Here is a 20,724-nt window from a genome sequence, read left to right as displayed (position 1 = left end):
GAGAGGCCCCGGCGCACCGCCGGGCCGCGCGACGACGAGGGGCGCTGCCGACGGCAGCGCCCCTTTTCTTCCGTGCGGCCCGCGGGCCGGCTCTAGCCGGCCGGCTTCGAGGAATTGGCGGCGGCGCCGCCGCTCTTGCCGCCGCTCTTCCTGCCGCCCGCCGGCTCGCTCTCCTCGGCCTCGGCCTGACGGCGCGCCTCGTCGCGAGCCGCCTTGGCGGCGGCGGCGGCCATCGCGCGGGCCCGCTCGGCCTCCTCGTGGAAGCGGCGCCGGGCGCTGCGCGCCGTCGTGTCCATGCGCCGGCGCAGCGCGCGCCGGTCGGCGGCGGAGCTGGTGACCAGCGCGCCGAGCGCGACACCGACCGCGAAGACCGTGGCGCCGGTCGCCAGGGGGTGCTGGCGCACGAAGCGGTCGGCCGACTCGCCGCCGTAGCGGATCGAGCGGCCGGCGCGCTCGGCGTAGGCCTCAGCGGTCTCGCCGGCCTGCCGCCCGGCCTCGCGCAGCCGCTCCCGGGCCCGCTCGAGGCGCTCGGAGCCGGCCCGCTCCGCCTCGGCCTCGAAGACCTCTTCGTCGAGGTCGCGCTCCGCCCGGTGCTGCGGCCGGTCGCTCAGCAGCTCGTAGGCCAGCCAGCCGAGCCCGAGGCCGACCAGCGCGGTCGGGATCGGGTTGTCGCGCGCCGTGCGGGCCAGGCCCTCGGCGACGTCGCGGCCGCCGGCGCCGACGCGGCGGGCGTAGCCCAGCGCATCCTGCACGGTCTCCCTGGACAGCAGTCGCGCCTCCAGGCTCGCCAGGCGCTCCTCGATCGCGGCTCGCGCCGCGTCGATGTCGTGCTCGGTGCGGTCGAGATCCTCGTCGTGATTGCTCATTTGATCGCCTCCTCTATGGCATCCGCGTCCTTCGACAGGCTGCGGAGCGTGCGTGTCGGTTTCAGTCGGGCGGCCGCCAGCGATCGGCGTGCGGCGAGCAGCAGCAGCAGGCAGATCGCCGCCGCGCCGCCCGCCACCACGAGGTTGGCCAGCCAGGGCTCCAGGCTGCGGGTCAGCGCGGCCACCGCCGCCTGGGCGACGAGCACGACGCTGACGATCGCGAAGACCAGGCCGCCGCCGAGCAGCCAGAGCCCCGCTGCCGCCTGTCTCAGCTTCTGCTCGGCCTCCAGCCTTGCCAGCCGGATCTCGCAACGCAGCAACCGTCCGAGATCGTCGAGCAGGCCGCGCAGCAGATCGGCGAAACCGGGGCGCTCGCTCATGGCAGCTCGTCGGGATCGTCGAAGCCGGCGCGCAGGAAGGCGCCGACCAGGAAGCCCGCGGCCAGCGCAGCGCCATAGGCCAGGGTCGGATTGTTGCCGAGACCGCGGCGCAGGGAGCGGCCCGCGCCGTCCGGCGCACCCTCCTCGAGCGCCCGCTCGGCGGACTGTTCCATCTCGTCCCAGAAGCTCTCGACCCGGTGCGCCGCCGAATCGAAGCAGTCGGCCGCCAGGCGATGGTCGTTCTTGGCCAGGCTGTCACCGCCGGCCCGCAGCGCCTCGCCGACCGCGAAGACGAAGTCGGCCGTGCGCGCCCTCAGGGTGTCGCCGAGCAGCTGCGCGGCATCGCGCGCGATCTCTTCGGCTCCGTCGCGGGAGGCCTGCCGGTTCGTCTGGTCGGCTCCCTCGCGGGGTGCCTTCCGGTTCGTCTGGTCGGTCATAGGGCCCTTCCTTGCTGGCGCGTCCTCGCGGGCGCGCGGGCGGGCTCTCGCTGCGGCTGGCTCCCCGCCGATGTCGGGGGCTCCGACCGGCGGCCCGCTGCCGCTCCGGAGCCGATCGTCCTCGCGGAAGCCAACGTCACCGGGGCTGCCGGGGTTCCAGGGCGCGGACGACGCACGCCCGACCGGAACCGGGCCGACGCCGAGAGCGTTTGCGACGCGAGGTGCCCGGCAGCGCCCTGGAGGGAGGTCCGATGAGCTTGAGTTCGGAAGCCGACTATCGGCGTGCGATGCGCGAGCTCAGCGCGATCGAGGGCCGTCCCCTGAGCGTCGGCGAGGCGCGCCGGAAGGCCGAGCTGGAGGGCGCGATCGCCGCCTATTCCGAACAGCCCGGTCGCCCCGACCGGCGCAAGGGCCGGCCGCCCGGCAAGGAGGACGCCAACTGATCGAAGCGGCGCCGGGGCGGCGGGACGCGCCCCGCCCGCCTCAGCGGAAGGCCGCCGCGGCCAGGCTCTCGAGCTGGAGCGGCGCGCGCTCGACCGTGGCCACGTCCTCGACCTCCTCGTCGAGCAGGCTGGCCAGCTTGCGCCGCGCGCGGTTGACCCGGCTCTTGATGGTGCCGACCGCGCAGCCGCAGATCTCGGCCGTCTCCTCGTAGGAATAGCCGGCGGCGCCGACCAGGATCAGCGCCTCGCGCTGGTCCTCCGGCAGCAGGCCCAGCGCCGAGCGGAACTCGCGCATGCGGATGTGCTCCGACTGGCTCGCCTCGACGGACAGCGCGCCGGCGTGGACGCCGTCGACGTCCTCGACCTCCCGGCGCCGCTTGCGCAGCTGCGAGTAGAAGCTGTTGCGCAGGATGGTGAACAGCCAGGCCCGGAGATTGGTGCCCGGCGTATAGGAGCCGAAGTTGCCCCAGGCCTTGACGAGGGTGTCCTGCACCAGATCGTCGGCCTGGTCGGTGCGCCCGCAGAGCGATATCGCGAAGGCTCTCAGCGACGGAATGGCGGCGATCAGTTCATCCCGTGCGATCGAGGTCGTCATTCGCCACCACCCGAGTTGCCGCTCTTGTCCGCCTTCTCGCGCTGCTCCAGCTGCTGCAGGAGCTGGACGAAGCGGTCGGGCAGCGGCTCCTGCACGAGGCCGTCGTAGAACACCTTGAGCTCGTCGCCGATGCGGCGCGCGGCCTCCTCGCTCAGGCCCTTCTCGCGGCGGCCCTGCTCGGTTGCCTGGCGCTCCCGCGCGGGCAGCTGCGTCGGCTTGGCTCTATTGGTTGCATCTGACATTATACAACGCCACTTTTAGTTATGCGCGCCGGTCTGTAACAGCCCCGGCGCGGGTTTGCGACCATGGTCTCGGTTTCGGACCGTCTCATCTCCGGTCAACTGCAACGCAGCGTCAAGCAGGGGAGTTCCATCGCGGAACGCGGAAATTCGTCGCCGGACGAGGAACCCGTGCCGCGCCCCGGCGTTCCATGGAACGACAAAAAAAAATCGCGCCGCCGGACGCGGTCAGCCAGCCGCGCGAATCGAGCACAGGAAGGAGCCATGGCCATCTCCCACGTCGTCGAGCCGCAGCTGCCGCATCTGCGGCGGTTCGCACGCGCTCTGACGGGCGACCAGGTCACGGGCGACAATCACGTCGAGGCCGTCCTCCAGACCGTGCTGGCGCGGCCCGAGCTGCTGTCCCGGGCCTCCGACCCGCGGGTCGCGCTCTACCGGATCCTGCTCTCGACCTGCCGATCGCTCGACCTGTCCGACCTGGCGAAAGCCACGAGCGCGGGCGAGCGGACACTGCGCCGCATGACCCCCCTGCCACGACAGGCCTTCCTGCTGCACAGCCTGGAGGGGCTGCGTGCCGAGCAGGTCGCCGAAGCCATGGCGATCGGCACCGAGGAGGCCGAGCGCCTGATCGAGACCGCGTCGCACGAGATCGCCCGGCAGCTGACGACACGCATCCTGATCATCGAGGACGAGCCGGTGATCGCGCTCGACCTCGAGGCCCTGGTCGAAGGCTCCGGCCATAGCGTCGCCGGCATCGCCAGCACCCACCGCGAGGCGCTGGAGCTGGCCGAGGCGCATCCTCCCGGGCTGGTGCTGGCCGACGTCCAGCTCGCCGACAAGAGCTCCGGCCTCGACGCGGTCAACGACCTGCTGGAGAACCTCTGCGTCCCGGTGATCTTCATCACCGCCTATCCCGAGCGCCTGCTGTCGGGCCGCCGGCCCGAGCCGGCCTTCGTGGTCACCAAGCCCTATTCGGCGGACACGGTGCTCGCGCTGATCAGCCAGGCGCTGTTCTTCGGCCGCATGGCGCAGCGCCGCGATCGCATCGTCGCCTGAGCGGGGCCGTCCGGCCCCAGACCCGCTTTCTCCTCGGTCCGCTGCCCCCCGCGACGGACGAACGGCCGGGCGCCCCTCCGGAGACGCCCGGCCGCGGGTCGCGGCAGTCGGCCGGCGACGACCGGTCAATGGCGCGCCAGCCAGTCGTCGATCTGGCGGTCCGCCTCGTCGCGCGCGATGCCGTAGCGCTCCTGCAGGCGCCCCGCCAGCTGGTCGCGACGGCCCTCGACGTAGTCGACGTCGTCGTCGGTCAGCTTGCCCCACTGCTGCTGCACCTGGCCGCGGAACTGCTTCCAGTTGCCTTCGATACGATCCCAGTTCATGGCTCGGGTCCTCCGTTCGCTGTGGTCTCGTCCGCCGGACGGCGGCCTCGACCCTGGAACGCCACCCGGGAAGCATCGTTCCGCGCCGGCTCAGTCCGCGACCGGCAGCGGCGCCTCGGACGGCGATCGCGCCTCGGCCTCGGGGGCGGCGTGGACGATGCGACCGGAGCTCGACAGGAACTCGGCGATGGCGCCCAGGTCCTCGAAGTGCTCGCCGATCGCCCGCATCACGATCAGCAGCGGCACCGCGATCAGCATGCCGGCGATGCCCCACAGCCAGCCCCAGAAGGACAGGGCCACGAGGATCGCCACGGCGTTGATCTCCAGGTTGCGGCCGAGCAGCAGCGGCGTGACCAGCTGGCCCTCGAGACTGGTCAGGGTCAGGTAGGCGAGCGGCGGCAGCAGCGCCTCGGTCAGGGTCGGGAAGCTGACGATCGAGACCACCGCCACGGTCACGATGCCGACCAGGTTGCCGACGTAGGGCAGGTAGTTCAGCGCCGTCGCGGCAACGCCCCAGAGCACCGGGTTGGGCACGCCGAGCAGCCACATCGCCGAGCCGACGAAGCAGCCGAGGCCGATGTTGATCAGGGTGATCGACAGCAGGTAGCGCGAGACCGTGCGCTCGATGTCGAAGATCAGCCTCAGCGCGCGCTTCTTGTCGGTCATGGTCGGCAGCACCCGGACGATCTTCTCGTAGATCATCTCGCTGGAGCCGAGCAGGAACAGGATCAGGATCGCGGTCAGCAGCAGCATCGCCAGAACGGCGACGACGTCGTCGGCGGCGCTGGGCAGGAAGCCCGGCTGCTCGACCGAGACGCGCTGTACCTCGGGGTCCTTGACCGATTCGGTCAGCTTCTGGACCTCCTTGCTGGCCTCGGTCACCTGGGCGACCGATTCCCGGAGGTCGTGCAGCTTGCTGCGCAGCTGGTAGCCGATCCGGGGCGCCTCCTGGATCCAGTTGGTCACCGGGCGGGTCAGCAGCGTGGCGCCGGCCAGGATGGTCAGCGACAGGCCGACGACCAGGACCAGCGCCGTGACGAAGGGGGGCACGCCGCGCCGGCGGCCGGCGCGCACGATCGGGCTCAGGGTCAGCGCGATCAGGAAGGCCAGGACCAGCGGCAGGAAGAAATCCCGTGCCACGTAGAGCATGCCGACGAACAGGACGAGCGCGCAGGTGCACAGGGCGAAGCGCGTGCCCTTCGGCACACGCACCGTGACCGGCCCGGTCTCGGCCTGCTGCTGGACCTCGCTCATGTTCCGCCCTCGTCCGCCGGCCGGCAGCCGTCCTTTCCGCAGCGCGGCCCTGCCGCGCCGCGGCGACGACCGCCGCCGATCTCCGCGCTGTGCAGGCCGTAACGCGGCCGGCCGACCAGGGGTTCCGGGCGGGCCCGGCGCCGGCATTAACCATGTGGCACGACTCTCTCGCACCGGTAGGATAGGCTGGCCCGCCTTGCGGGTATCCGCGGCCGCTCCCGGATCGCGGATCACAGCGGTCGAGGAGCATCCCATGGCTGCAGGTTTCGCGGATCACGCCGTCCACTCGCTGCAGGCCGTCATGAAACGGTCCGGCTTCACCCTCTCGGTCGAGGAGGATCTCACAGGCTGGGCCGACTTCATGCGCTCGACGCCCGGCTGCTGGCCGAACCCGACCTTCGATCCGGCCCACTGCGGCGTCGACCGCACCAACTCCTTCTGGACCCGCATCGTCGACGGCGACGGCCGGCTCGTCGCCCACGGCGCCAGCCGCGTGTTCGTCACCGGCGACATGATGGCGCTGATGGAGAACCACGCGATCTGGTACGGCCGCGGCGCGCTGCCGCCGCGGCCGGCGCGCAACCTGGCCGGGCCCGAGGTGCCGCGGATGTCCGGCGTGGTCTCCTACGACGGCGGCTTCTGGGCGGCGCCCGAGCACCGCGGCCAGGCCTTCGCCTTCGTCCTGGCGCACTGCAACCGGGCGGCGGCACTGGCCCGCTGGCAGCCGGCCTGGTTCACCGGCCACGTCACCGAGCTGTTCCTGGAGAAGGGCATCGCCAAGACGCTCTACGGCTATCCGATCGTCGAGCGCGGCCAGGGCGGGATCTGCCTGGAGGCGGTGCCCCGGCCCGACGGCTGCACCGAAGCGAATTTCGCGGTGACGGTCATCGACCGGGCCGGCGTCGAGGAGCAGTGCGCCACGCTGTGCCGCTACTTCGCCGCCAATCCGGGCCTCGACGGCCGCAGGCTGCACGAGGCGCTGAAGAACGGCTGCGGCCCGGCCTGGACGACCCCGCCGGCCGAGCGCGACGCCGCCTGACGGCCGGGAACCCTTCCGTCCCGCCCGCCGCTCAGCGCAGCTGGCCGACCTCGGTGAAGTGCAGGTAGCCGTCCTCGAAGCCGGCGGCCTGCTCGAGGCCCCGCATCGAGAGCACGCGCACATGGTTGGTGCCGAGCTCGATCAGGCCCTCGTTGCGCAGCTGGCGCAGGGTGCGGTTCACGTGGACCGCGCTGAGGCCGAGGGTATCGGCCAGGTCCTCCTGGGTGATCGGCAGCGGAAAGCGGTCGTTGTCGGTCAGCTCGATCAGGTGCAGCCGGCGCCAGAGCTCGCAGAACAGGTGCGCGACCCGCTCGCGCGCCGTGCGCCGGCCGAGCGAGGCCAGGCGCTCGGCCAGCAGCGCCTCCTCGTGGGCATTCGCCCAGGTCAGCGCGACCGCCAGCGCCGGATCCAAAGCGAGCAGCTTGCCGAAGGGGTTCTTCTCGATGGCGTAGGCCCGGACCGGCGTCTTGGCGGTCAGGAAGTGGTCGGCCTTGCTGAACAGCGTGGCGTTGAAGCAGACGAAGTCGCCGGGCAGCGCGAAGTTGATGATCTGCCGGTCGCCGGTCGGCAGCAGCTTGAAGCGCGTGACCCAGCCCTCGGCGAGCAGGTAGACGGCCTGGTAGGCCTCGCCGGCCTCGACGATCGCCTGCTGCCGCTCGAAGCGGACCTCGCGGGTGCAGAGCTCGACCAAGGCCCGCTCGACGGCCTCCGAGACGGCATAGAAATGCGACAGCTTCCTGTGCAGCACGGTCAGCCTGCCTTCCAAGCGGTGGGAACGCGGATCCTTCGGCATCGCCCCTGCCCTGCCGGTCGTCAGAAGCGCCCTCTGCCGGACGCGCGGCGGCGCCTCAGGGGCGCCGGTCCGGGCGCGCGACCCGGCAGCGGACCAGGATCTGCCGCAGCAACGCGGCCGCCTCGGCATGGTCGCCCCGCGAGAAGGGCCCCGGCTCGGCCTGCAGGTTGGCGTCTCGCGCACTCTCCAGGACCTCCTCCAGCTCGGCCTCATCGAGCAGCCCGCGCTCCATCAGCGAGATCAGCAGCGACTCGCAGATCGACAGGGCAGCCAGGGCGACTCCGTTGCCGGAGCGTCCTTCCCGCGGGCCTTGCTTCGGGCCTTCCCGCGTGGCCTCGCGCCGCTGGCTGTCCATGGGCCCTCGCCGATCCTTCCGTTCCGCCGCTGCACATGCTGCCGAGTCCGATCTCCGCAACGCTTCGTCCGTCAGATGGTTCGATTCCGCAGCATCGCCGCCCGGCTCACGCGACCAGCGCGCCGGGGTCGACGGCGCCGGCCTCGGGCCCGGCCGACCCCGAGGCCGGCGTGCCCTCGAGCAGCTCCTTCAGGCGCGTCCGGGCACGCGACAGGCGCGAGCGGACAGTGCCGATCGGCGTGCCCAGCACGTCGGCCGCCTCCTGGTAGCTCATGCCCTCGGCGCCGACCAGGATCAGCACCGTGCGATCCATCTCGGAGAGCCGGGCGAAGGCGCGCGAGAAGTCGCGCACCTCCAGCCCGACCTGCTGCTCGGCGCGCACCGACAGCGCCCCCTCGTGGTCGGCGGGATCGACCGTGTCCGGCCGGCGCGCGCGCTTGCGCATCTCGGTGAAGTAGCAGTTGCGCAGGATCGTGAACATCCAGGCCTTGAAGTTGGTGCCCGGCTGGTAGAGCTCGATCCGGCTGAGCGCGCGCTCAACGGCGGTCTGCACCAGGTCATCCGCGTCGGGGCTGTTCTTGGTCAGCACCCGGGCGTAAGCGCGCAGTCGCGGCAGAAGTTCCGCGAGCGCCTTCGTTATCTCTGCCGTCGTGAACTCTGCTGTCGTGGACTCTGCCGTCGTGGCCTCTGCCGTCATGAACTCTGGTTGCATCGCTCCCTCAATCGGTACGATCCGCTCGGCCTCTCTGCAGTCCCCCCCCCCGACCTCGACGAACGGTCTTCCCGCGGGAAGACCCGCGGGGGATTGTCGGCCGCGCTCCTTCCCGCCGGGCCCTCGAGCGCGGTCCGGCGCGCAAGCGGGACACGGCCGGAAAGGAGCAGGCTCGGAAGCCGCAGACGCTAGGAGCGCGCGGCCCGGCTGTCGTTAACCTATGTGTGTCACACGCGGAAATGGCGGCCGCGCGGTCACCGGAAGGTGTCGTCGGGGCGTTCGCATGCCACGCCCCGCTCCTGCTCGAAACGCTGGTCGCTCGTCATCGGGATGCATCTCGCCGGTCGATCCGGGGCCATGGCTGCTCGACGCGGCAGACGCGTCCCCTGCCACAACGCCGCCCCGGCCTTCCGGTTCGCCTCGGCCGGACCGCCGCCCGGCAGGCTGTCGGGGGCGAGGCGGCCGCCGGCCGGAGCCCCGTCTCGGGCTATTTACCGAAATGAATCAAAGAATCCGCCGGGCGGAAGCGAACCCGGAGCCGCCTGCTGCGTTTCTGGATCGTGCTGGACGGACACGGCACCCCCGCCACCGGTCCTCGAGTCCCCCCAATCCCCCGAACGGTGGCGGGGCCGTCCGATCCGGCACACTCCCTGAGACATCGCCGAGCGGCCCTCCCGAGGAGGAGCCGCTCATTTTTTTCCGCGCGGACGGGCTCGTCTTACGCGCGCGGACGGCCTCGCCCGATCCTGGCGGCAGGGCGCAGGCCGGGCGGCTTCATGATCTGGACGTGAAGGGGCAGGATGGTGGAGCCGGACGGGATCGAACCGACGACCTCAGCAGTGCGATTGCTGCGCTCTCCCAACTGAGCTACGGCCCCACGCGGGTTCCTGTTGGGAACACCGCCCCGTCCCGGGAACGACCCGGGCCGGCGCGAGAGCGCGGATAATGGTGAGGGCGTCCTGCCCTGTCAAGGCGCCATCGCGGCCGCCGGTGTGGCCGGCCGCGGCCCCTGCGGCCTTGCCGCGGCCGGTGCCGGGCGGCTATAGGGATGCTCCTGCAGCGCAACGCGACCCGGGAGCGGCCGAGCGGATGATTGCCCTTTTCCAGCTGATCAGCACGGTGATCTCGATCTACATCTGGCTGCTGATCGCCTCGGCGATCCTCAGCTGGCTGGTCGCGTTCAACATCGTCAACACCTCGAACCGCTTCGTCTACATGGTCGGCGACTTCCTCTACCGGATCACCGAGCCGGTGCTCAGGCCGATCCGGCGCATCCTGCCGACGCTGGGCGGCATCGACCTCTCGCCGATGGTGCTGATCCTGCTGCTGATCTTCCTGCAGAACCTGCTGTGGAACGACATCGCCCCGGCGCTGATCATGCGATGAGCGGCGCCGGCGCCGGCGCCGCCACGGCCTGGCGCGAGACGGCAGGGAGCCTGATCCTCGACCTGCGCGTCCAGCCGGGCGCCCGGACCGCCGGCATCGTCGGCCTGGAGACGCGCGACGACGGCCGTACCCGGCTGAAGGTCAAGGTCACGGCGGCACCGGAGGCCGGCAAGGCGAACGCCGCCGTCGCCCTCCTGCTCGCCAAGGCGCTGGGCCTCGCGCCCCGCGACGTCGCGCTGCTGCGCGGCGAGACGACGCGGGACAAGACCCTGTCGCTGGTCGGCGATCCGGCCGATCTGGCCCGACGCCTGGCCGCACTGGTCGGCGGCGGCCGCTGACGGCGCCCGGACCGCCCGTCCCCTCCGACCCGGGGGTCGGGCCTGGGCCAGGGCGCGGCGGATTCCGGCTGGCCGCCCGGCCGCCGGGCCCGTAAGACGGCTCCGCCCGACCAGACGAACCGACCAGACGAACCGAAAGGGAGCAGCGGCATGAGCGAGGCCAGCACCGAGGCGCGGATCATCGACGGCAAGGCCTTCGCGGCGAGCCTGCGCGGCCGCATAGGCGAGCAGGTCGCCGGGCTCAAGACGCGCCACGGCCTGACCCCGGGCCTCGCCGTCGTGCTGGTCGGCGAGGACCCGGCCAGCCAGGTCTACGTGCGCAGCAAGGGCAAGCAGACCCTCGAGGCCGGCATGGCCTCCTTCGAGCACAGGCTGGACGCCTCGACCTCCCAGGAGACCCTGCTGAAGCTGGTCGCCGAGCTCAACGCCGACCCGGCGGTCCACGGCATCCTGGTGCAGCTGCCGCTGCCGAAGCAGATCGACGCCGAGGCGGTGATCAACGCCATCGACCCGGCCAAGGACGTCGACGGCTTCCACGTCATCAACGCCGGGCGCCTGGCGACCGGCCAGAAGTCCCTGGTGCCCTGCACGCCGCTCGGCTGCCTGCTGCTGCTGCGCGACACGCTCGGCTCGCTGTCGGGCCTGGAGGCCGTGGTCGTCGGCCGCTCGAACATCGTCGGCAAGCCGATGGCCCAGCTGCTGCTCGGCGACAGCTGCACCGTGACCATCGCCCATTCGCGGACCAAGGACCTGCCCGCGGTCTGCCGGCGCGCCGACATCCTGGTCGCCGCCGTCGGCCGGCCCGAGATGATCCGCGGCGACTGGGTCAAGCCCGGCGCCACGGTCATCGACGTCGGCATCAACCGCGTGCCGGGCGAGGGCGACAAGACCCGGCTGGTCGGCGACGTCGCCTATGCCGAGGCCGCCAGGGTCGCCGGCGCGATCACCCCGGTGCCGGGCGGCGTCGGCCCGATGACCATCGCCTGCCTCCTGGCCAACACCCTGACCGCCGCCTGCCGCAGCGCCGGCCTGCCGGAGCCGGAGCTGATCTAGCGGACGCCGCTGTTCCGTCACCTCTGCCCTCGGATCGGACCCTTCGACGAGGCGCAGCTGCTCCGGGCCCTGTTCCATTTCTTCAGCTGCTTTCCGTGCGGATGGCCGCCGGCGTGGCGTGGTCGAAGTCGACGCGGGAGAACGGCACGGCCCCGGTCGCCGCTGTCGTTCCAGCCGATGCCCCCGGCGGGCCGTTTCGGCGCCGGCTGCGTGTCGACGACGGCGATCGGTGGGACCGCGCGGTCGCCCGACGCCTCGACGGGGAGCCCGGAACGGCCGAAGCCGGTTGCCAGGACCGCGGACGTCGACGGACTATCGACCGTCGGGCGGGGCGACGGCTTTCCTGCCGGTGCCATGCGGTGGGGGACGGTTTCGGGCATGTCCGATCGAGAGGGACCTCTGGTGGCCGTGATCGGCGCGGGACCCGCCGGATGTGCGGCGGCCTGCGCGCTGGCCGCGGAGAAGGTTCGGACGATCGTCTTCGAGCAGGGGGCGCGCGGGCGGGACAAGCCGTGCGGCGACGGCTTCACGGCGCCGGCGCTGCGGGCGCTCGAGGCGATGGGCGCCGGGATCGTTCCGGCGCTGACGCCGAAGGCGGAGTTCCAAGCCATCGGGCTCGGCATCAGGCGGCTTTCGACCAGCGGGATGCGCGTCGGGCCGGGGGACGGCTATGTCATGCGACGGCGCCATTTCGACCGCATTTTCCAGACCTGGATCGGCACTCTCTCCGGTGTGCAGATCCGGTTCGAGACGACGGTTCTGGACATTACCGAGGAGAGATCCGGGCTGGATGGCAGGGGCATAGCGGTATCGTTTCGCGAAAAGGCCGAGGGGACGATGCGGACGATCCGCTGCGACGGCGTCATCGTTGCGACGGGTGCGCAATCGAAGCTCTCCAGAAAATTCGACCTGGATGGCGCACCCGAAATCGGATCCGCCCTCTCTCTTTACGTTCCGGAAAAGGCCGGAGAGCTGGAGATGCGTTTCGACGCCAGGGAGGGATATTTCTGGCGGTTTCCGGTTTCGGGATCCGAGTCGAATGTCGGCATCTGCGGCGCGGGCGTCCCGAAGAACAGGCTGCTCGACCGGCTGTTCCGCTACGTCGACCCGGCTTTTCGGACAGGCGGTCGGTCCCGTGGCGGCGTGGTTCCCCTATGGAACGGCCGGAGCTCCGTCCGGCACGACGAGTCCGGCATCCTGAGCTGCGGCGATGCGGCGGGTCTCGCCGACCCCGATACGGGGGAAGGGCTGTCGATGGCCCTGATCTCCGGTCAGCGCGCCGGTCTGGCGATGGCGGCCTTCGTGGCCGGGGTGCCGCCGACGACCGCTCTTTCGGACTATTCGAGAGACCTCGATGCGACCTTGCGATCGTTCTATCGACCGACGGCCAGATGGCGGCTTCTCTGGCGCGGTCACGCGTTCGTGGCCCGGACTCTGTTCGATTAGACCAGGCGCTTGATTCGAGTGGAAACAGATACTTGCGCTGCATCGCGGATTTCGTGTCGATTCCGGCGGCGATAGACTGCAAGCTGGGGTGGCAAGAATGTTCTCGAGACATCCGGCGGGAGGAGATTGGGGATGAGCGAAGAAATCGTGATGACGATCGTGGACAGATATGTCTCCGACGAGACGTTCCGGGCGGAAGTCCGGGCCGACCCGGAGGCCGCCATCCGGAACGCCGGCTTCGAGCTGGGCGACGAGGAACGGGCATTGCTGAAGTCGATCGACTTCTCGCAGACCGACGAGCAGCTCTCGGCGCGGATGGCGGCGTCGGGCGGTCTCTCCGGCGGTCTCTCTGGGGACTACGCAGGGTAACGATGGTGCCCGCCTGAAGACACTTGGCAGCGGAGGGCCGGTCCGGAAGGCGCCATGAGGGACGCCGGAGTCGAGCCGACAGTGGGGACTGCGCGTTGCTGACATCGATCGACGTCTCGCAAACGAAAGAGCGGCTTTCGCAACGGATCTCCGTGACCACAAGGGCAGACATGCACCGCCAGCCCCACGATCCCTGACCAGTCGTGCCCGCGCAGGACCCATCCACTGCGGACAAGAGCGGTGTCCTTGCCGCCCACCCGGCCTTTGCGACGCTGTCCGGGCAGGTGCTGGCGTCGCTCGCCGGGCAGTTCACGGAGGAACGCTACGACGCCGGCGAGCTGATCGTGCGCGAGGGCGATGTCGGGGACCGGCTGTTCCTGATCGCCTCCGGCACCGTCGATGTCCATTCCGCCGACGGCAAGCGGTCGGTGTTCATGAAATCGCTGGGGCCCGGCGACATGTTCGGCGAGCTGGCCCTGCTCGAGCCGGACGGCCGGCGCAACGCGACCGTCACCGCGACCGGCCCCGAGACCGGCCCCGAGACCGGCCCCGAGACCGGCCCCGAGACCGGCACCGTGCGGGTTCTCAGCCTGCCGAGAGCGGCCTTCGCCGAGGCGCTCCAGGCCGAAGGCGGGCTGCGCGACGCGGTGCTCCAGCTTCGCGACGCCATCCTCCGATTCCGCTTCCTGCGCATGGCCAGCCCGTTCGGCGCGCTGGAGCCGGCGATGCTCGACGCGCTGTCGGCGCGGATGACGCGAACGCACTTCGAGGCCGGCGAGACCTTGATCCGGCAGGGCGACGTCGGCGACTTCGCGCTGCTGATCGCCGAGGGACAGGTCGAAGTGGCCCGGCGCGACGGCGAGGACGAGCGCCGGCTCGCCACGCTCGGCGTCGGCGCCATGCTGGGCGAGGCGGCGATCCTGACCGGCGCGGTCCGCAACGCCACGGTCCGCGCGCTGACGGACGGCCAGGCCTTCCGGATCGACCGCGGCGCCCTGCTGGAGATGTTCGAGCGCGACCGGCGGATCGGCCTGCAGGCGATCCAGCTGCTCCGTCTGCGCGAGCGGCCCCGGCAGGCGCCGAACGTGGAGGTGCACGATCGGCGGACCGTGGACGGCGACACCCTGCACATCCTGAAGCGAAAGGACACCGGCGCCTTCTTCCAGCTGTCGGAGACCGGCTGGCGCCTCTGGCAGAGGCTCGACGGCGAGTCGACCCTCCGGGACATCACGATCGCCCATATGCTCGCGACCAAGACCTTCGCGCCGCAGATGGTGGCCGACACCATCGCCGCCCTGACCGCCGCGGGCTTCATCGAGGTTCAGACCGTGACCCAGGAGGTCTCGGGGCGGCTGCTCGGCAGTCGGACGGGCGGCAGCACGGTCCCCCGCCGGATCGGTGCAGCCCTGGCACGCATCTTCGTCTGGCACTGGGATTTCGGCTCCGGCGACCAGCTGATCGGGCGCCTTTATGATCGCGGCGGGCGTCACGCCTATCGTGCGGCCGGCCTCGCCGTCATCGCCGCGATCATCCTCTGCGGAGCGGCGGTCGTCGCCCTCATCGGCCCGGAGGCGCGACCGGCGATGGAGGGCGGATGGCGCGAGGGCTGGCTGTGGCTGGTGGTGCCGATGGTCTACGCCAGCATCGTCCTGCACGAGCTCGGCCACGGTCTCTCGGTGAAGCACTACGGGCGCGAGGTTCTCGGCGCCGGTCTCGGCTGCCAGGGGCCGGTCCTCTTCGCCTACGTCAACACCAGCGACATGTGGCTGGAGGGGCGGCTGCCGCGGCTCGTCGTCGACGCCTCCGGCATCGTGGTCAACATGGTCCTGGCCGGACTGGCCGGGCTCGGCCTGCTGATCGTCGAGGACCCGGCGACGGTCGCGGTGCTGTGGCTGTTCGCGGTCTTCTCCTGGCAGATCGTCCTGGTCAACCTGAACCCCTTCTTCGACCTGGACGGCTACTACCTGCTGTCAGACTGGCTGGACCGTCCGAACCTGCGGACCAAGTCGTTCCGGCGCTTCCTCGAGCTGGTCCGCTCCGGAGACCTGACGATCGCCCGGCGGTATCCGGTGGAGATCGCCTATACCGTCCTGACCCTGGTCTACGTATCGACGATGGGCGTCGTGCTGTATCTCGTCTACCGTCCGCTGCTCGCCAGCTGGTTCGGCGACGCCGCCCCGGCCCTGCTGGCGGAGCTGGGCGCGCTGGCCATCGCCCTCCTCTGGTATGCGAGCAGCGCCGCCTTCCTGTCCCGGAGCCTGAGACCCGCCTGGCTGGCGTCCCGGAACCAGCCGGCGACCGGGGCGTGACGGCGGCCCAATCCGGTCCGGCATCCGAGACGGCGCGCCTCGACGATCCGGGGTTCGCCGAGGCGCTGACGACCTGGATCGACGCCCTCGCCGACGGGCTGGCCCGGAGCGAGGGCCAGCGCGACCTGCTGCGGCTCGCGAGGGCCGAGCTGGCGGACAAGGAATCGAAGGCGCGGGCAGCCGTCGGCTTCTCGATCTTCGGCACCCTGCCGGCCGCCGTCTTCGAGGCGGTCGCTCCGCAACGCCAGGTGCCGATCGCCCTGCCGGCCGCCTCGGCCCTCACCTTCCTCGCGCTCGACATCCTCGACGATCTGGCCGACGGCGACTGGCCGGCGCACTGGGGCGACCGCCATCCGGCGGAGATCGAGCTGACCGGGGTGCTGATCCTCTCGGCGCTGGTCCCCGAGGCGCTGGCGCGAACGACCGGCGATCCGGCCCTGCTGGCGGCGCTGGGCGCCGTCCATCGGCGCTCGCTGCTGCGCATGGCGGACGGCCAGCGGGAGGATCTGGCCGCGCCCGGGCCGGCTTCCTGGGAGATGGCCACCGCCCGCCGCGTGCTGAACGCGCGCGGCCCCGAACAGGTGTCCGGCTATGTCGAGATGGCGGCCTTGCTGGCCGGCGCCGGCCCGGCCACGGTGCGGCAGCTCGCCGCCTACGCCCACCGTCTCGGCGGCGCCCTGACCCTGACGAGCGACCTCGCCGACCTGCTGAGCCCCCAGGGACGTGACCTGACGCAGGGCAAGCGCACCCTGCCGCTGGCCGCCCACGTCAACGCGCTGGCGGCTTCGGAGCGGCCGGCGTTGCTCGCCCGGCTCGAGGCGGCACGGACCTCGGAGGCCGAGCGCGAGGCCCTGCGCCGGGAGCTCAACGCCAGTCCGGCGGTGGCCGCGGCGATGGCATACCGGGACATCGACCTGGCGATGGCGCGGGCCGCCTTGACGCGCGCCGAGCTCCCGGAGCCGGGACGCCTCGCGGGCTTCGTCGAAGCCCTCGCCGGCGCGGGCTGACTGGCCCGGCGGCGGTCGACGCCATCGCCCCCGGGGCGAGGCCGTCGACGGCGTCCACGAGCCGATGCAGGGAAAGCACCTCTTACGCCGCCGCCCGCGGCCGTCATCCCCGCGAAGCCTGCCCTCGGCAAGCCTGCCCTCGCGAAGGCGCGGGGCGGTTGGCCCCTACCCTAGCAACTTGTCGCAGCGGTCGCTCCGCTCTCTCGGACCATTCGCGAGACCTCGATGCGATCTTCGCGCTCGTGCCATCGACCAATGGCCGGATGGCGGCTTCTCTGGCAAGTCCAAGCGTTCGTGGCCCGGACTCTGTTCGACTAGACCAGGCGCTTGATTCGAGTGGAAACAGATACTTGCGGTGCATCGCCGTTTTCTTGTCGAATCCGGTGGCGATAGGCCGCAAACTGGGATGGCAAGGACGATTTCGAGACACCCGACGAGAGGGAGCGGGGCATGAGCGAAGAAACCGTGATGACGATCGTGGACAAGTACGTCTCCGACGAGACGTTCCGGGCGGCAGTTCGGGCCGACCCGGAGGCCGCCATCCGGAACGCCGGCTTCGAGCTGGACGACGAGGAACGGGGCCTGCTGAAGTCGATCGACTTCTCGCAGACGGACGAGCAGCTTTCGGCGCGGATGTCGGCGAGTTGGTCTGATCCGATCGGCAGCCCGTTCGACTGAACCGGCCAGGAGCACCAGTTCCGCCTGGCCGGGACGATCCTGGCGGCGGCCCGGCCGGTCGGTAAAGCGCCGTCGGGGCCAGGTGAACCAGGGTGAACAAACAGAGCCACGATCCCTGACCACCGTGTCCGCCAAGCTTCCATCGGCCGTCGACAGGACCGGTGTCCTCGCCTCCCACCCGGCCTTCGCGACGCTGTCTCGGCCGGTGCTGGAGTCGCGTGCCGAACATTTCACGGAGGAACGGCACGGCCCGGGCGAGGTGATCGTCCGCTTCGGCGGCCTGGGGATCGCCCGGCGGCGCCCGGTCGAGATCACCTACAGCGTCCTGAGCCTGGTCTACGTCTCGGCGATGGGCGTCGTGCTGTACTTCGTCTATCGCCCGCTGCTCGCCAGCTGGCTCGGCGACGCCGGCCCGGCCCTGCTGGCGGAGCTGGGCGCGCTGGCCATCGCCCTGCTCTGGTATGCGAGCAGCACCGCCTTCCTGTCCCGGAGCCTGAAAGTCGCCTGGCTGGCCTCCCGGAACCAAGCGGCGGCCGGGCAGTGACGGCGACGCCACCCGGTCCGGCGTCCGCAACGGCGAGTCTCGACGATCCGGGGTTCGCCGAGGCGCTGATGGCCTGGATCGACGGCCTCGCCGACGAGCTGGCCCGCAGCGAAGGCCAGCGCGACCTGCTGCGGCTGGCGTCCGCCGAGCTGGCGGCCAAGGACTCGCAGACGCGGGCGGTCCTCGGCTTCTCACCCTTCGCCACGCTGCCGGTCGCCGTCTTCGAGGCGGTGGCCCCGCAGCGGCCGGTGCCGATCGCCCTGCCGGCCGCCTCGGCGCTCTGCTTCCTCGCGCTCGACGTCCTCGACGATCTGGCCGACGGCGACTGGCCGGCGCACTGGGGCGAGCGGCAGCCGGCGGAGCTCGAGCTGACCGGGGTGCTGATCCTCTCGGTGCGGGTCCCCGAGGCGCTGGCGCGGACGACCGGCGATCCGGCCCTGCTGGCGGCGCTGGGCGCCGTCCATCGGCGCTCGCTGCTGCGCATGGCGGACGGCCAGCGGGAGGACCTGGCGGCCCCGGGGCCCGCCTCCTGGGAGATGGCGACCGCCCGCCGCGTGCTGAGCGCGCGCGGCCCCGACCAGGCGTCCGGCTATGCCGAGATGGCGGCCTTGCTGGCGGGGGCCGGGCCGGAGACGGTGCGGCAGCTCGCCGCCTACGCCCACCATCTCGGCGGCGCCCTGACCCTGACGAGCGACCTCGCCGACCTGCTGAGCCCGGAGGGACGCGACCTGAAACAGGGCAAGCGCACGCTGCCGCTCGCCGCCCACGTCAACGCGATGGCGGCTTCGGAGCGGCCGGCGTTGCTCGCCCGGCTCGAGGCGGCACGGACCTCGGAGGCCGAGCGCGAGGCCCTGCGCCAGGAGCTCAACGCCAGTCCGGCGGTGGCCGCGGCGATGGCCTACCGGGACATCGACCTGGCGATGGCGCGGGCCGCCTTGACGCGCGCCGAGCTCCCGGATCCGGGGCGTCTCTCCGACTTCGTCGAGGCGGTTGCCGGTCTCGGCTGAGCCCGGCGGCGTCGGTTGCGTCACCTCGCCCCTCGGGGGAGAGGTCGGATCGGCGACAGCCGATCCGGGTGAGTGCCGGCACGGACAGCGCCAACGATCAGGGACGGCGCGGGCCGGTCGACGACGGCCGAGCCCTCACCCGAAACGCTGACGCGTCTCGACCTCTCCCCCGAGGGGAGAGGTGCTCAGTTACCCCAGCGTCTTGGTCGCCAGCTCGCTCATGCGCCGGGCGAAGGCGGCCGGGTCGAGGGGCGCCTCGCCCTCCAGGATGCGGGCCTGGTCGAGCAGCAGGAAGGCGTAGGGCTCGAGCGCCTCGGCGGCGCCGTTGCCGGCCTGGAGGCGCTCGCCGAGCTGCCTGATCAGCGCGTGCCTGGCGTTGATCTCGAGGACCCGCGGCGCGATCTCGTCGAGCTGCTGGTGCTGCTTCAGGAGCTTGGCGAGATGCAGGTCCAGGTCGCCCTCGTCGGCGACCAGGCAGACCGCGCTCTCGGTCAGGCGCTGCGACAGGCGCACGTCCTTGACCTTGCCGTCCAGCGTCTGCTTGAGGAAGGCCAGCAGCGTCGCGGTCTCGGGGCCGGCCTCCGGCTCCTTCGCCTCGTCCTTCTTGTCCTCGCCCTCCGTCGCCTCGGCCTCGATCTCGTCGAGCTCGGCGCCGCCGCGGGTGACCGAGCGGAAGGGCTTGTCCTCGAAGGCGTGGACCGCGTTCGGCCAGAACTCGTCGACCGGGTCGGTCAGCAGCAGCACCTCGACGCCCTTGGCGCGGAAGCCCTCGAGCTGCGGGCTGCGCTTCAGCTTCTCGGCGTCGTCGCCGGCGATCGTGAAGATCGCCTTCTGGCCGGGCTTCATGCGCCCGACGTAGTCAGCCAGGCTGGTCCAGCCTTCCACGGCCGTCGAGCGGAAGCGCGCCAGCTTGAGCAGCGCCTCGCGCTGGCCGTCGGCCTCGTAGAGCCCCTCCTTCAGGACCGCGCCGAAGTTCTCCCAGAAGGTCTCGTAGCCCTCGCCGTCCTTCTCGGCCTTCGCCTCCAGTTCGCCGATCACGCGCTTGGTGACCGCCTGGCGGATCTTCTGCAGCACCGGGTGGTGCTGCACCATCTCGCGGCTGATGTTGAGCGGCAGGTCCTCGGAATCGACGATGCCGCGCAGGAAGCGCAGGTAGGACGGGACCAGCCCCTCGCAGTCGTCGGTGATGAAGACGCGCTTGACGTAGAGCTTGACCCGCGACTTGCGCTGCGGGTCGAAGAGGTCGAAGGGCCGCGCGCCCGGCACGAACAGCAGGCCGCTGTACTCGATCGTGCCTTCGGCCTTGAAGTGCAGGCGCGCCCAGGGCTCGTCGGCGGCGTGGGCGACGTGGTGGTAGAACTCCTGGTACTGCTCGTCGGTGATCTCGCTCTTCGGGCGCGTCCAGAGCGCGCCGGCCGAGTTCAGGGTCTCGGGATCCTTGCCGCCTTCGCGCAGGCGCACCGGCACGGCGATGTGGTCGGAGTAGGTCTTGACCACGTGGCGCAGCCGGTGCGGCTCCAGGTACTCGCGCTTGTCCGCCTTGAGGTGCAGGACGATGCGGGTGCCACGCGCCGGGGCCTCCGCGCTCTCGCCGCTCCCGGCTTCCCCTACCGTGAAGCTGCCCTTGCCGTCGGAGACCCAGTGCCAGCCCTGCTCGTCGCCGGCCTTGCGGGTCAGCACCTCGACCTTGTCGGCGACCATGAAGGCGGCATAGAAGCCGACGCCGAACTGGCCGATCTGCTCGACCTCGCCCTTCTTCTCGCCGAGCGCCTGGACGAAGGCGGCGGTGCCGGAGCGGGCGATCGTGCCGAGGTTCTCGATCAGCTCCTCGCGGTTCATGCCGATGCCGTTGTCGGCAACGGTCAGGGTGGCTGCCTCCTTGTCCGGCGCGATCTCGATGGCGAGCTCGGGATCCTCGCCGAGCAGATGCGGCTCGGAGATCGCCGCGTAGCGCAGGCGGTCGCAGGCGTCCGAGGCGTTCGAGACGAGCTCGCGCAGGAACACCTCGTCCTGCGAGTAGAGCGCGTTGGCGACGATGTCGAGCAGCCGAGACACCTCGGCCTGGAACGAAAGGGTCTCCTCCGTCATCGGTCTG

Annotated in this window: 24 protein-coding genes and 1 tRNA gene; 13 read left to right on the top strand and 12 right to left on the bottom strand. The window is 71.4% G+C overall.

Features of this window, described 5'->3' with window-relative positions:
- Positions 1–92: 92 nt before the first annotated feature.
- Genes B9O00_RS28790 through B9O00_RS28780 form a run of 3 tightly spaced genes read right to left on the bottom strand, consistent with a single transcriptional unit; the run spans position 93 to position 1,683 of the window.
- On the bottom strand, positions 93–866 hold the full coding sequence (locus B9O00_RS28790; RefSeq protein ID WP_085126291.1) for a hypothetical protein: 774 nt from the start codon (positions 864–866) through the stop codon (positions 93–95).
- The gene (locus tag B9O00_RS28785) at positions 863–1,246 is read right to left on the bottom strand and encodes a phage holin family protein (RefSeq protein WP_085126289.1); all 384 of its coding nucleotides are present in this window, start codon (positions 1,244–1,246) and stop codon (positions 863–865) included. The genes B9O00_RS28790 and B9O00_RS28785 overlap by 4 nt, the downstream gene beginning before the upstream one ends.
- Positions 1,243–1,683: a hypothetical protein gene (locus B9O00_RS28780; RefSeq protein ID WP_085126287.1), complete on the bottom strand. Its 441-nt coding sequence runs from the start codon at positions 1,681–1,683 to the stop codon at positions 1,243–1,245. Before B9O00_RS28780 ends, B9O00_RS28785 begins: the two co-directional genes overlap by 4 nt.
- Positions 1,684–1,934: 251 nt before the next feature.
- Between B9O00_RS28780 and B9O00_RS28775 the strand changes: the two genes are divergently transcribed.
- The gene (locus B9O00_RS28775; RefSeq protein WP_085126285.1) at positions 1,935–2,126 is read left to right on the top strand and encodes a hypothetical protein; all 192 of its coding nucleotides are present in this window, start codon (positions 1,935–1,937) and stop codon (positions 2,124–2,126) included.
- A gap of 40 nt (positions 2,127–2,166) precedes the next feature.
- On the opposite strand, the gene B9O00_RS28770 is transcribed toward B9O00_RS28775, so the two are convergent.
- On the bottom strand, positions 2,167–2,721 hold the full coding sequence (locus B9O00_RS28770) for a sigma-70 family RNA polymerase sigma factor (RefSeq protein ID WP_085126283.1): 555 nt from the start codon (positions 2,719–2,721) through the stop codon (positions 2,167–2,169).
- Positions 2,718–2,963, bottom strand: coding sequence for a NepR family anti-sigma factor (locus B9O00_RS28765; RefSeq protein ID WP_085126281.1), 246 nt, complete (start codon positions 2,961–2,963; stop codon positions 2,718–2,720). Before B9O00_RS28765 ends, B9O00_RS28770 begins: the two co-directional genes overlap by 4 nt.
- Positions 2,964–3,224: 261 nt before the next feature.
- Here B9O00_RS28765 and B9O00_RS28760 point away from each other — a divergent pair, with 261 nt between their 5' ends.
- Complete coding sequence (locus tag B9O00_RS28760; protein ID WP_085126279.1) at positions 3,225–4,016, top strand: response regulator; 792 nt, start codon at positions 3,225–3,227, stop codon at positions 4,014–4,016.
- Positions 4,017–4,141: 125 nt separating this feature from the next.
- On the opposite strand, the gene B9O00_RS28755 is transcribed toward B9O00_RS28760, so the two are convergent.
- Together B9O00_RS28755 and B9O00_RS28750 are read right to left on the bottom strand one after the other, a co-directional pair.
- Complete coding sequence (locus tag B9O00_RS28755; protein ID WP_085126277.1) at positions 4,142–4,339, bottom strand: CsbD family protein; 198 nt, start codon at positions 4,337–4,339, stop codon at positions 4,142–4,144.
- A 90-nt stretch (positions 4,340–4,429) separates the two neighbouring features.
- A complete protein-coding gene (locus B9O00_RS28750; protein WP_159460362.1) occupies positions 4,430–5,593 on the bottom strand; it encodes an AI-2E family transporter in 1,164 nt (387 codons plus the stop codon).
- Positions 5,594–5,846: 253 nt separating this feature from the next.
- Between B9O00_RS28750 and B9O00_RS28745 the strand changes: the two genes are divergently transcribed.
- Positions 5,847–6,632 (top strand): hypothetical protein, encoded by a 786-nt coding sequence (locus tag B9O00_RS28745; protein WP_085126273.1) that lies wholly within the window; start codon positions 5,847–5,849, stop codon positions 6,630–6,632.
- Between the two features lie 31 nt (positions 6,633–6,663).
- On the opposite strand, the gene B9O00_RS28740 is transcribed toward B9O00_RS28745, so the two are convergent.
- From B9O00_RS28740 to B9O00_RS28730, 4 genes are all read right to left on the bottom strand, one after another.
- Entirely contained in the window at positions 6,664–7,425 is a 762-nt protein-coding gene (locus tag B9O00_RS28740; RefSeq protein WP_159460361.1) for a Crp/Fnr family transcriptional regulator, read from the bottom strand.
- A gap of 55 nt (positions 7,426–7,480) precedes the next feature.
- On the bottom strand, positions 7,481–7,780 hold the full coding sequence (locus B9O00_RS33230; RefSeq protein ID WP_159460360.1) for a hypothetical protein: 300 nt from the start codon (positions 7,778–7,780) through the stop codon (positions 7,481–7,483).
- A gap of 106 nt (positions 7,781–7,886) precedes the next feature.
- On the bottom strand, positions 7,887–8,477 hold the full coding sequence (locus B9O00_RS28735) for a sigma-70 family RNA polymerase sigma factor (RefSeq protein WP_085126269.1): 591 nt from the start codon (positions 8,475–8,477) through the stop codon (positions 7,887–7,889).
- A gap of 816 nt (positions 8,478–9,293) precedes the next feature.
- Positions 9,294–9,369, bottom strand: a tRNA-Ala gene (locus B9O00_RS28730).
- 212 nt (positions 9,370–9,581) lie between these two features.
- On the opposite strand from B9O00_RS28730, the gene B9O00_RS28725 reads away from it, so the two are divergent.
- The 10 genes from B9O00_RS28725 (at position 9,582) to B9O00_RS28680 (ending at position 18,629) form a co-directional block, all read left to right on the top strand.
- Positions 9,582–9,878 (top strand): YggT family protein, encoded by a 297-nt coding sequence (locus B9O00_RS28725; protein ID WP_159460359.1) that lies wholly within the window; start codon positions 9,582–9,584, stop codon positions 9,876–9,878.
- A complete protein-coding gene (locus B9O00_RS28720) occupies positions 9,875–10,216 on the top strand; it encodes a DUF167 family protein (RefSeq protein WP_085126265.1) in 342 nt (113 codons plus the stop codon). The genes B9O00_RS28725 and B9O00_RS28720 overlap by 4 nt, the downstream gene beginning before the upstream one ends.
- A 150-nt stretch (positions 10,217–10,366) precedes the next feature.
- Complete coding sequence (gene folD / locus B9O00_RS28715) at positions 10,367–11,269, top strand: bifunctional methylenetetrahydrofolate dehydrogenase/methenyltetrahydrofolate cyclohydrolase FolD (protein WP_085126264.1); 903 nt, start codon at positions 10,367–10,369, stop codon at positions 11,267–11,269.
- Between the two features lie 402 nt (positions 11,270–11,671).
- A complete protein-coding gene (locus B9O00_RS28710; protein ID WP_159460358.1) occupies positions 11,672–12,715 on the top strand; it encodes an NAD(P)/FAD-dependent oxidoreductase in 1,044 nt (347 codons plus the stop codon).
- Positions 12,716–12,847: 132 nt separating this feature from the next.
- Positions 12,848–13,084 (top strand): Os1348 family NHLP clan protein, encoded by a 237-nt coding sequence (locus B9O00_RS28705; protein WP_085126260.1) that lies wholly within the window; start codon positions 12,848–12,850, stop codon positions 13,082–13,084.
- 203 nt (positions 13,085–13,287) lie between these two features.
- Entirely contained in the window at positions 13,288–15,393 is a 2,106-nt protein-coding gene (locus B9O00_RS28700) for a cyclic nucleotide-binding domain-containing protein (protein WP_085126258.1), read from the top strand.
- Positions 15,390–16,400 carry a polyprenyl synthetase family protein gene (locus tag B9O00_RS28695; RefSeq protein ID WP_085126256.1) on the top strand — a complete coding sequence of 337 codons (1,011 nt, stop codon included), beginning with the start codon at positions 15,390–15,392 and terminating at the stop codon, positions 16,398–16,400. The genes B9O00_RS28700 and B9O00_RS28695 overlap by 4 nt, the downstream gene beginning before the upstream one ends.
- A 450-nt stretch (positions 16,401–16,850) precedes the next feature.
- The gene (locus B9O00_RS28690) at positions 16,851–17,078 is read left to right on the top strand and encodes an Os1348 family NHLP clan protein (protein ID WP_085126254.1); all 228 of its coding nucleotides are present in this window, start codon (positions 16,851–16,853) and stop codon (positions 17,076–17,078) included.
- 124 nt (positions 17,079–17,202) lie between these two features.
- The gene (locus B9O00_RS28685; protein WP_085126252.1) at positions 17,203–17,622 is read left to right on the top strand and encodes a hypothetical protein; all 420 of its coding nucleotides are present in this window, start codon (positions 17,203–17,205) and stop codon (positions 17,620–17,622) included.
- A 68-nt stretch (positions 17,623–17,690) separates the two neighbouring features.
- Positions 17,691–18,629 carry a polyprenyl synthetase family protein gene (locus B9O00_RS28680; protein WP_085126251.1) on the top strand — a complete coding sequence of 313 codons (939 nt, stop codon included), beginning with the start codon at positions 17,691–17,693 and terminating at the stop codon, positions 18,627–18,629.
- A gap of 189 nt (positions 18,630–18,818) precedes the next feature.
- On the opposite strand, the gene htpG is transcribed toward B9O00_RS28680, so the two are convergent.
- A complete protein-coding gene (gene htpG / locus B9O00_RS28675; RefSeq protein WP_085126249.1) occupies positions 18,819–20,717 on the bottom strand; it encodes a molecular chaperone HtpG in 1,899 nt (632 codons plus the stop codon).
- Positions 20,718–20,724: the final 7 nt, after the last annotated feature.

The sequence above is a fragment of the Tistlia consotensis USBA 355 genome (assembly GCF_900177295.1).
Lineage (GTDB): Bacteria > Pseudomonadota > Alphaproteobacteria > Kiloniellales > DSM-21159 > Tistlia > Tistlia consotensis.
The sequence above is the reverse complement of the archived record's forward strand: the minus strand, read 5'-3'. Positions and strand labels throughout refer to the sequence as shown.

Excerpts from the sequence above, each read along its gene's own strand:
- B9O00_RS28770 (WP_085126283.1), bottom strand. The coding sequence starts at position 2,721 with ATGACGACCTCGATCGCACGGGATGAACTGATCGCCGCCATTCCGTCG.
- B9O00_RS28750 (WP_159460362.1), bottom strand. The coding sequence starts at position 5,593 with ATGAGCGAGGTCCAGCAGCAGGCCGAGACCGGGCCGGTCACGGTGCGT.
- folD (WP_085126264.1), top strand. The coding sequence starts at position 10,367 with ATGAGCGAGGCCAGCACCGAGGCGCGGATCATCGACGGCAAGGCCTTC.
- B9O00_RS28725 (WP_159460359.1), top strand. The coding sequence starts at position 9,582 with ATGATTGCCCTTTTCCAGCTGATCAGCACGGTGATCTCGATCTACATC.
- B9O00_RS28785 (WP_085126289.1), bottom strand. The coding sequence starts at position 1,246 with ATGAGCGAGCGCCCCGGTTTCGCCGATCTGCTGCGCGGCCTGCTCGAC.
- B9O00_RS28740 (WP_159460361.1), bottom strand. The coding sequence starts at position 7,425 with ATGCCGAAGGATCCGCGTTCCCACCGCTTGGAAGGCAGGCTGACCGTG.
- B9O00_RS28705 (WP_085126260.1), top strand. The coding sequence starts at position 12,848 with ATGAGCGAAGAAATCGTGATGACGATCGTGGACAGATATGTCTCCGAC.
- B9O00_RS28680 (WP_085126251.1), top strand. The coding sequence starts at position 17,691 with ATGGCCTGGATCGACGGCCTCGCCGACGAGCTGGCCCGCAGCGAAGGC.
- B9O00_RS28690 (WP_085126254.1), top strand. The coding sequence starts at position 16,851 with ATGAGCGAAGAAACCGTGATGACGATCGTGGACAAGTACGTCTCCGAC.
- B9O00_RS28775 (WP_085126285.1), top strand. The coding sequence starts at position 1,935 with ATGAGCTTGAGTTCGGAAGCCGACTATCGGCGTGCGATGCGCGAGCTC.
- B9O00_RS28765 (WP_085126281.1), bottom strand. The coding sequence starts at position 2,963 with ATGTCAGATGCAACCAATAGAGCCAAGCCGACGCAGCTGCCCGCGCGG.
- B9O00_RS33230 (WP_159460360.1), bottom strand. The coding sequence starts at position 7,780 with ATGGACAGCCAGCGGCGCGAGGCCACGCGGGAAGGCCCGAAGCAAGGC.
- B9O00_RS28745 (WP_085126273.1), top strand. The coding sequence starts at position 5,847 with ATGGCTGCAGGTTTCGCGGATCACGCCGTCCACTCGCTGCAGGCCGTC.
- B9O00_RS28720 (WP_085126265.1), top strand. The coding sequence starts at position 9,875 with ATGAGCGGCGCCGGCGCCGGCGCCGCCACGGCCTGGCGCGAGACGGCA.
- B9O00_RS28790 (WP_085126291.1), bottom strand. The coding sequence starts at position 866 with ATGAGCAATCACGACGAGGATCTCGACCGCACCGAGCACGACATCGAC.
- B9O00_RS28755 (WP_085126277.1), bottom strand. The coding sequence starts at position 4,339 with ATGAACTGGGATCGTATCGAAGGCAACTGGAAGCAGTTCCGCGGCCAG.
- B9O00_RS28760 (WP_085126279.1), top strand. The coding sequence starts at position 3,225 with ATGGCCATCTCCCACGTCGTCGAGCCGCAGCTGCCGCATCTGCGGCGG.
- htpG (WP_085126249.1), bottom strand. The coding sequence starts at position 20,717 with ATGACGGAGGAGACCCTTTCGTTCCAGGCCGAGGTGTCTCGGCTGCTC.
- B9O00_RS28780 (WP_085126287.1), bottom strand. The coding sequence starts at position 1,683 with ATGACCGACCAGACGAACCGGAAGGCACCCCGCGAGGGAGCCGACCAG.
- B9O00_RS28735 (WP_085126269.1), bottom strand. The coding sequence starts at position 8,477 with ATGACGGCAGAGGCCACGACGGCAGAGTCCACGACAGCAGAGTTCACG.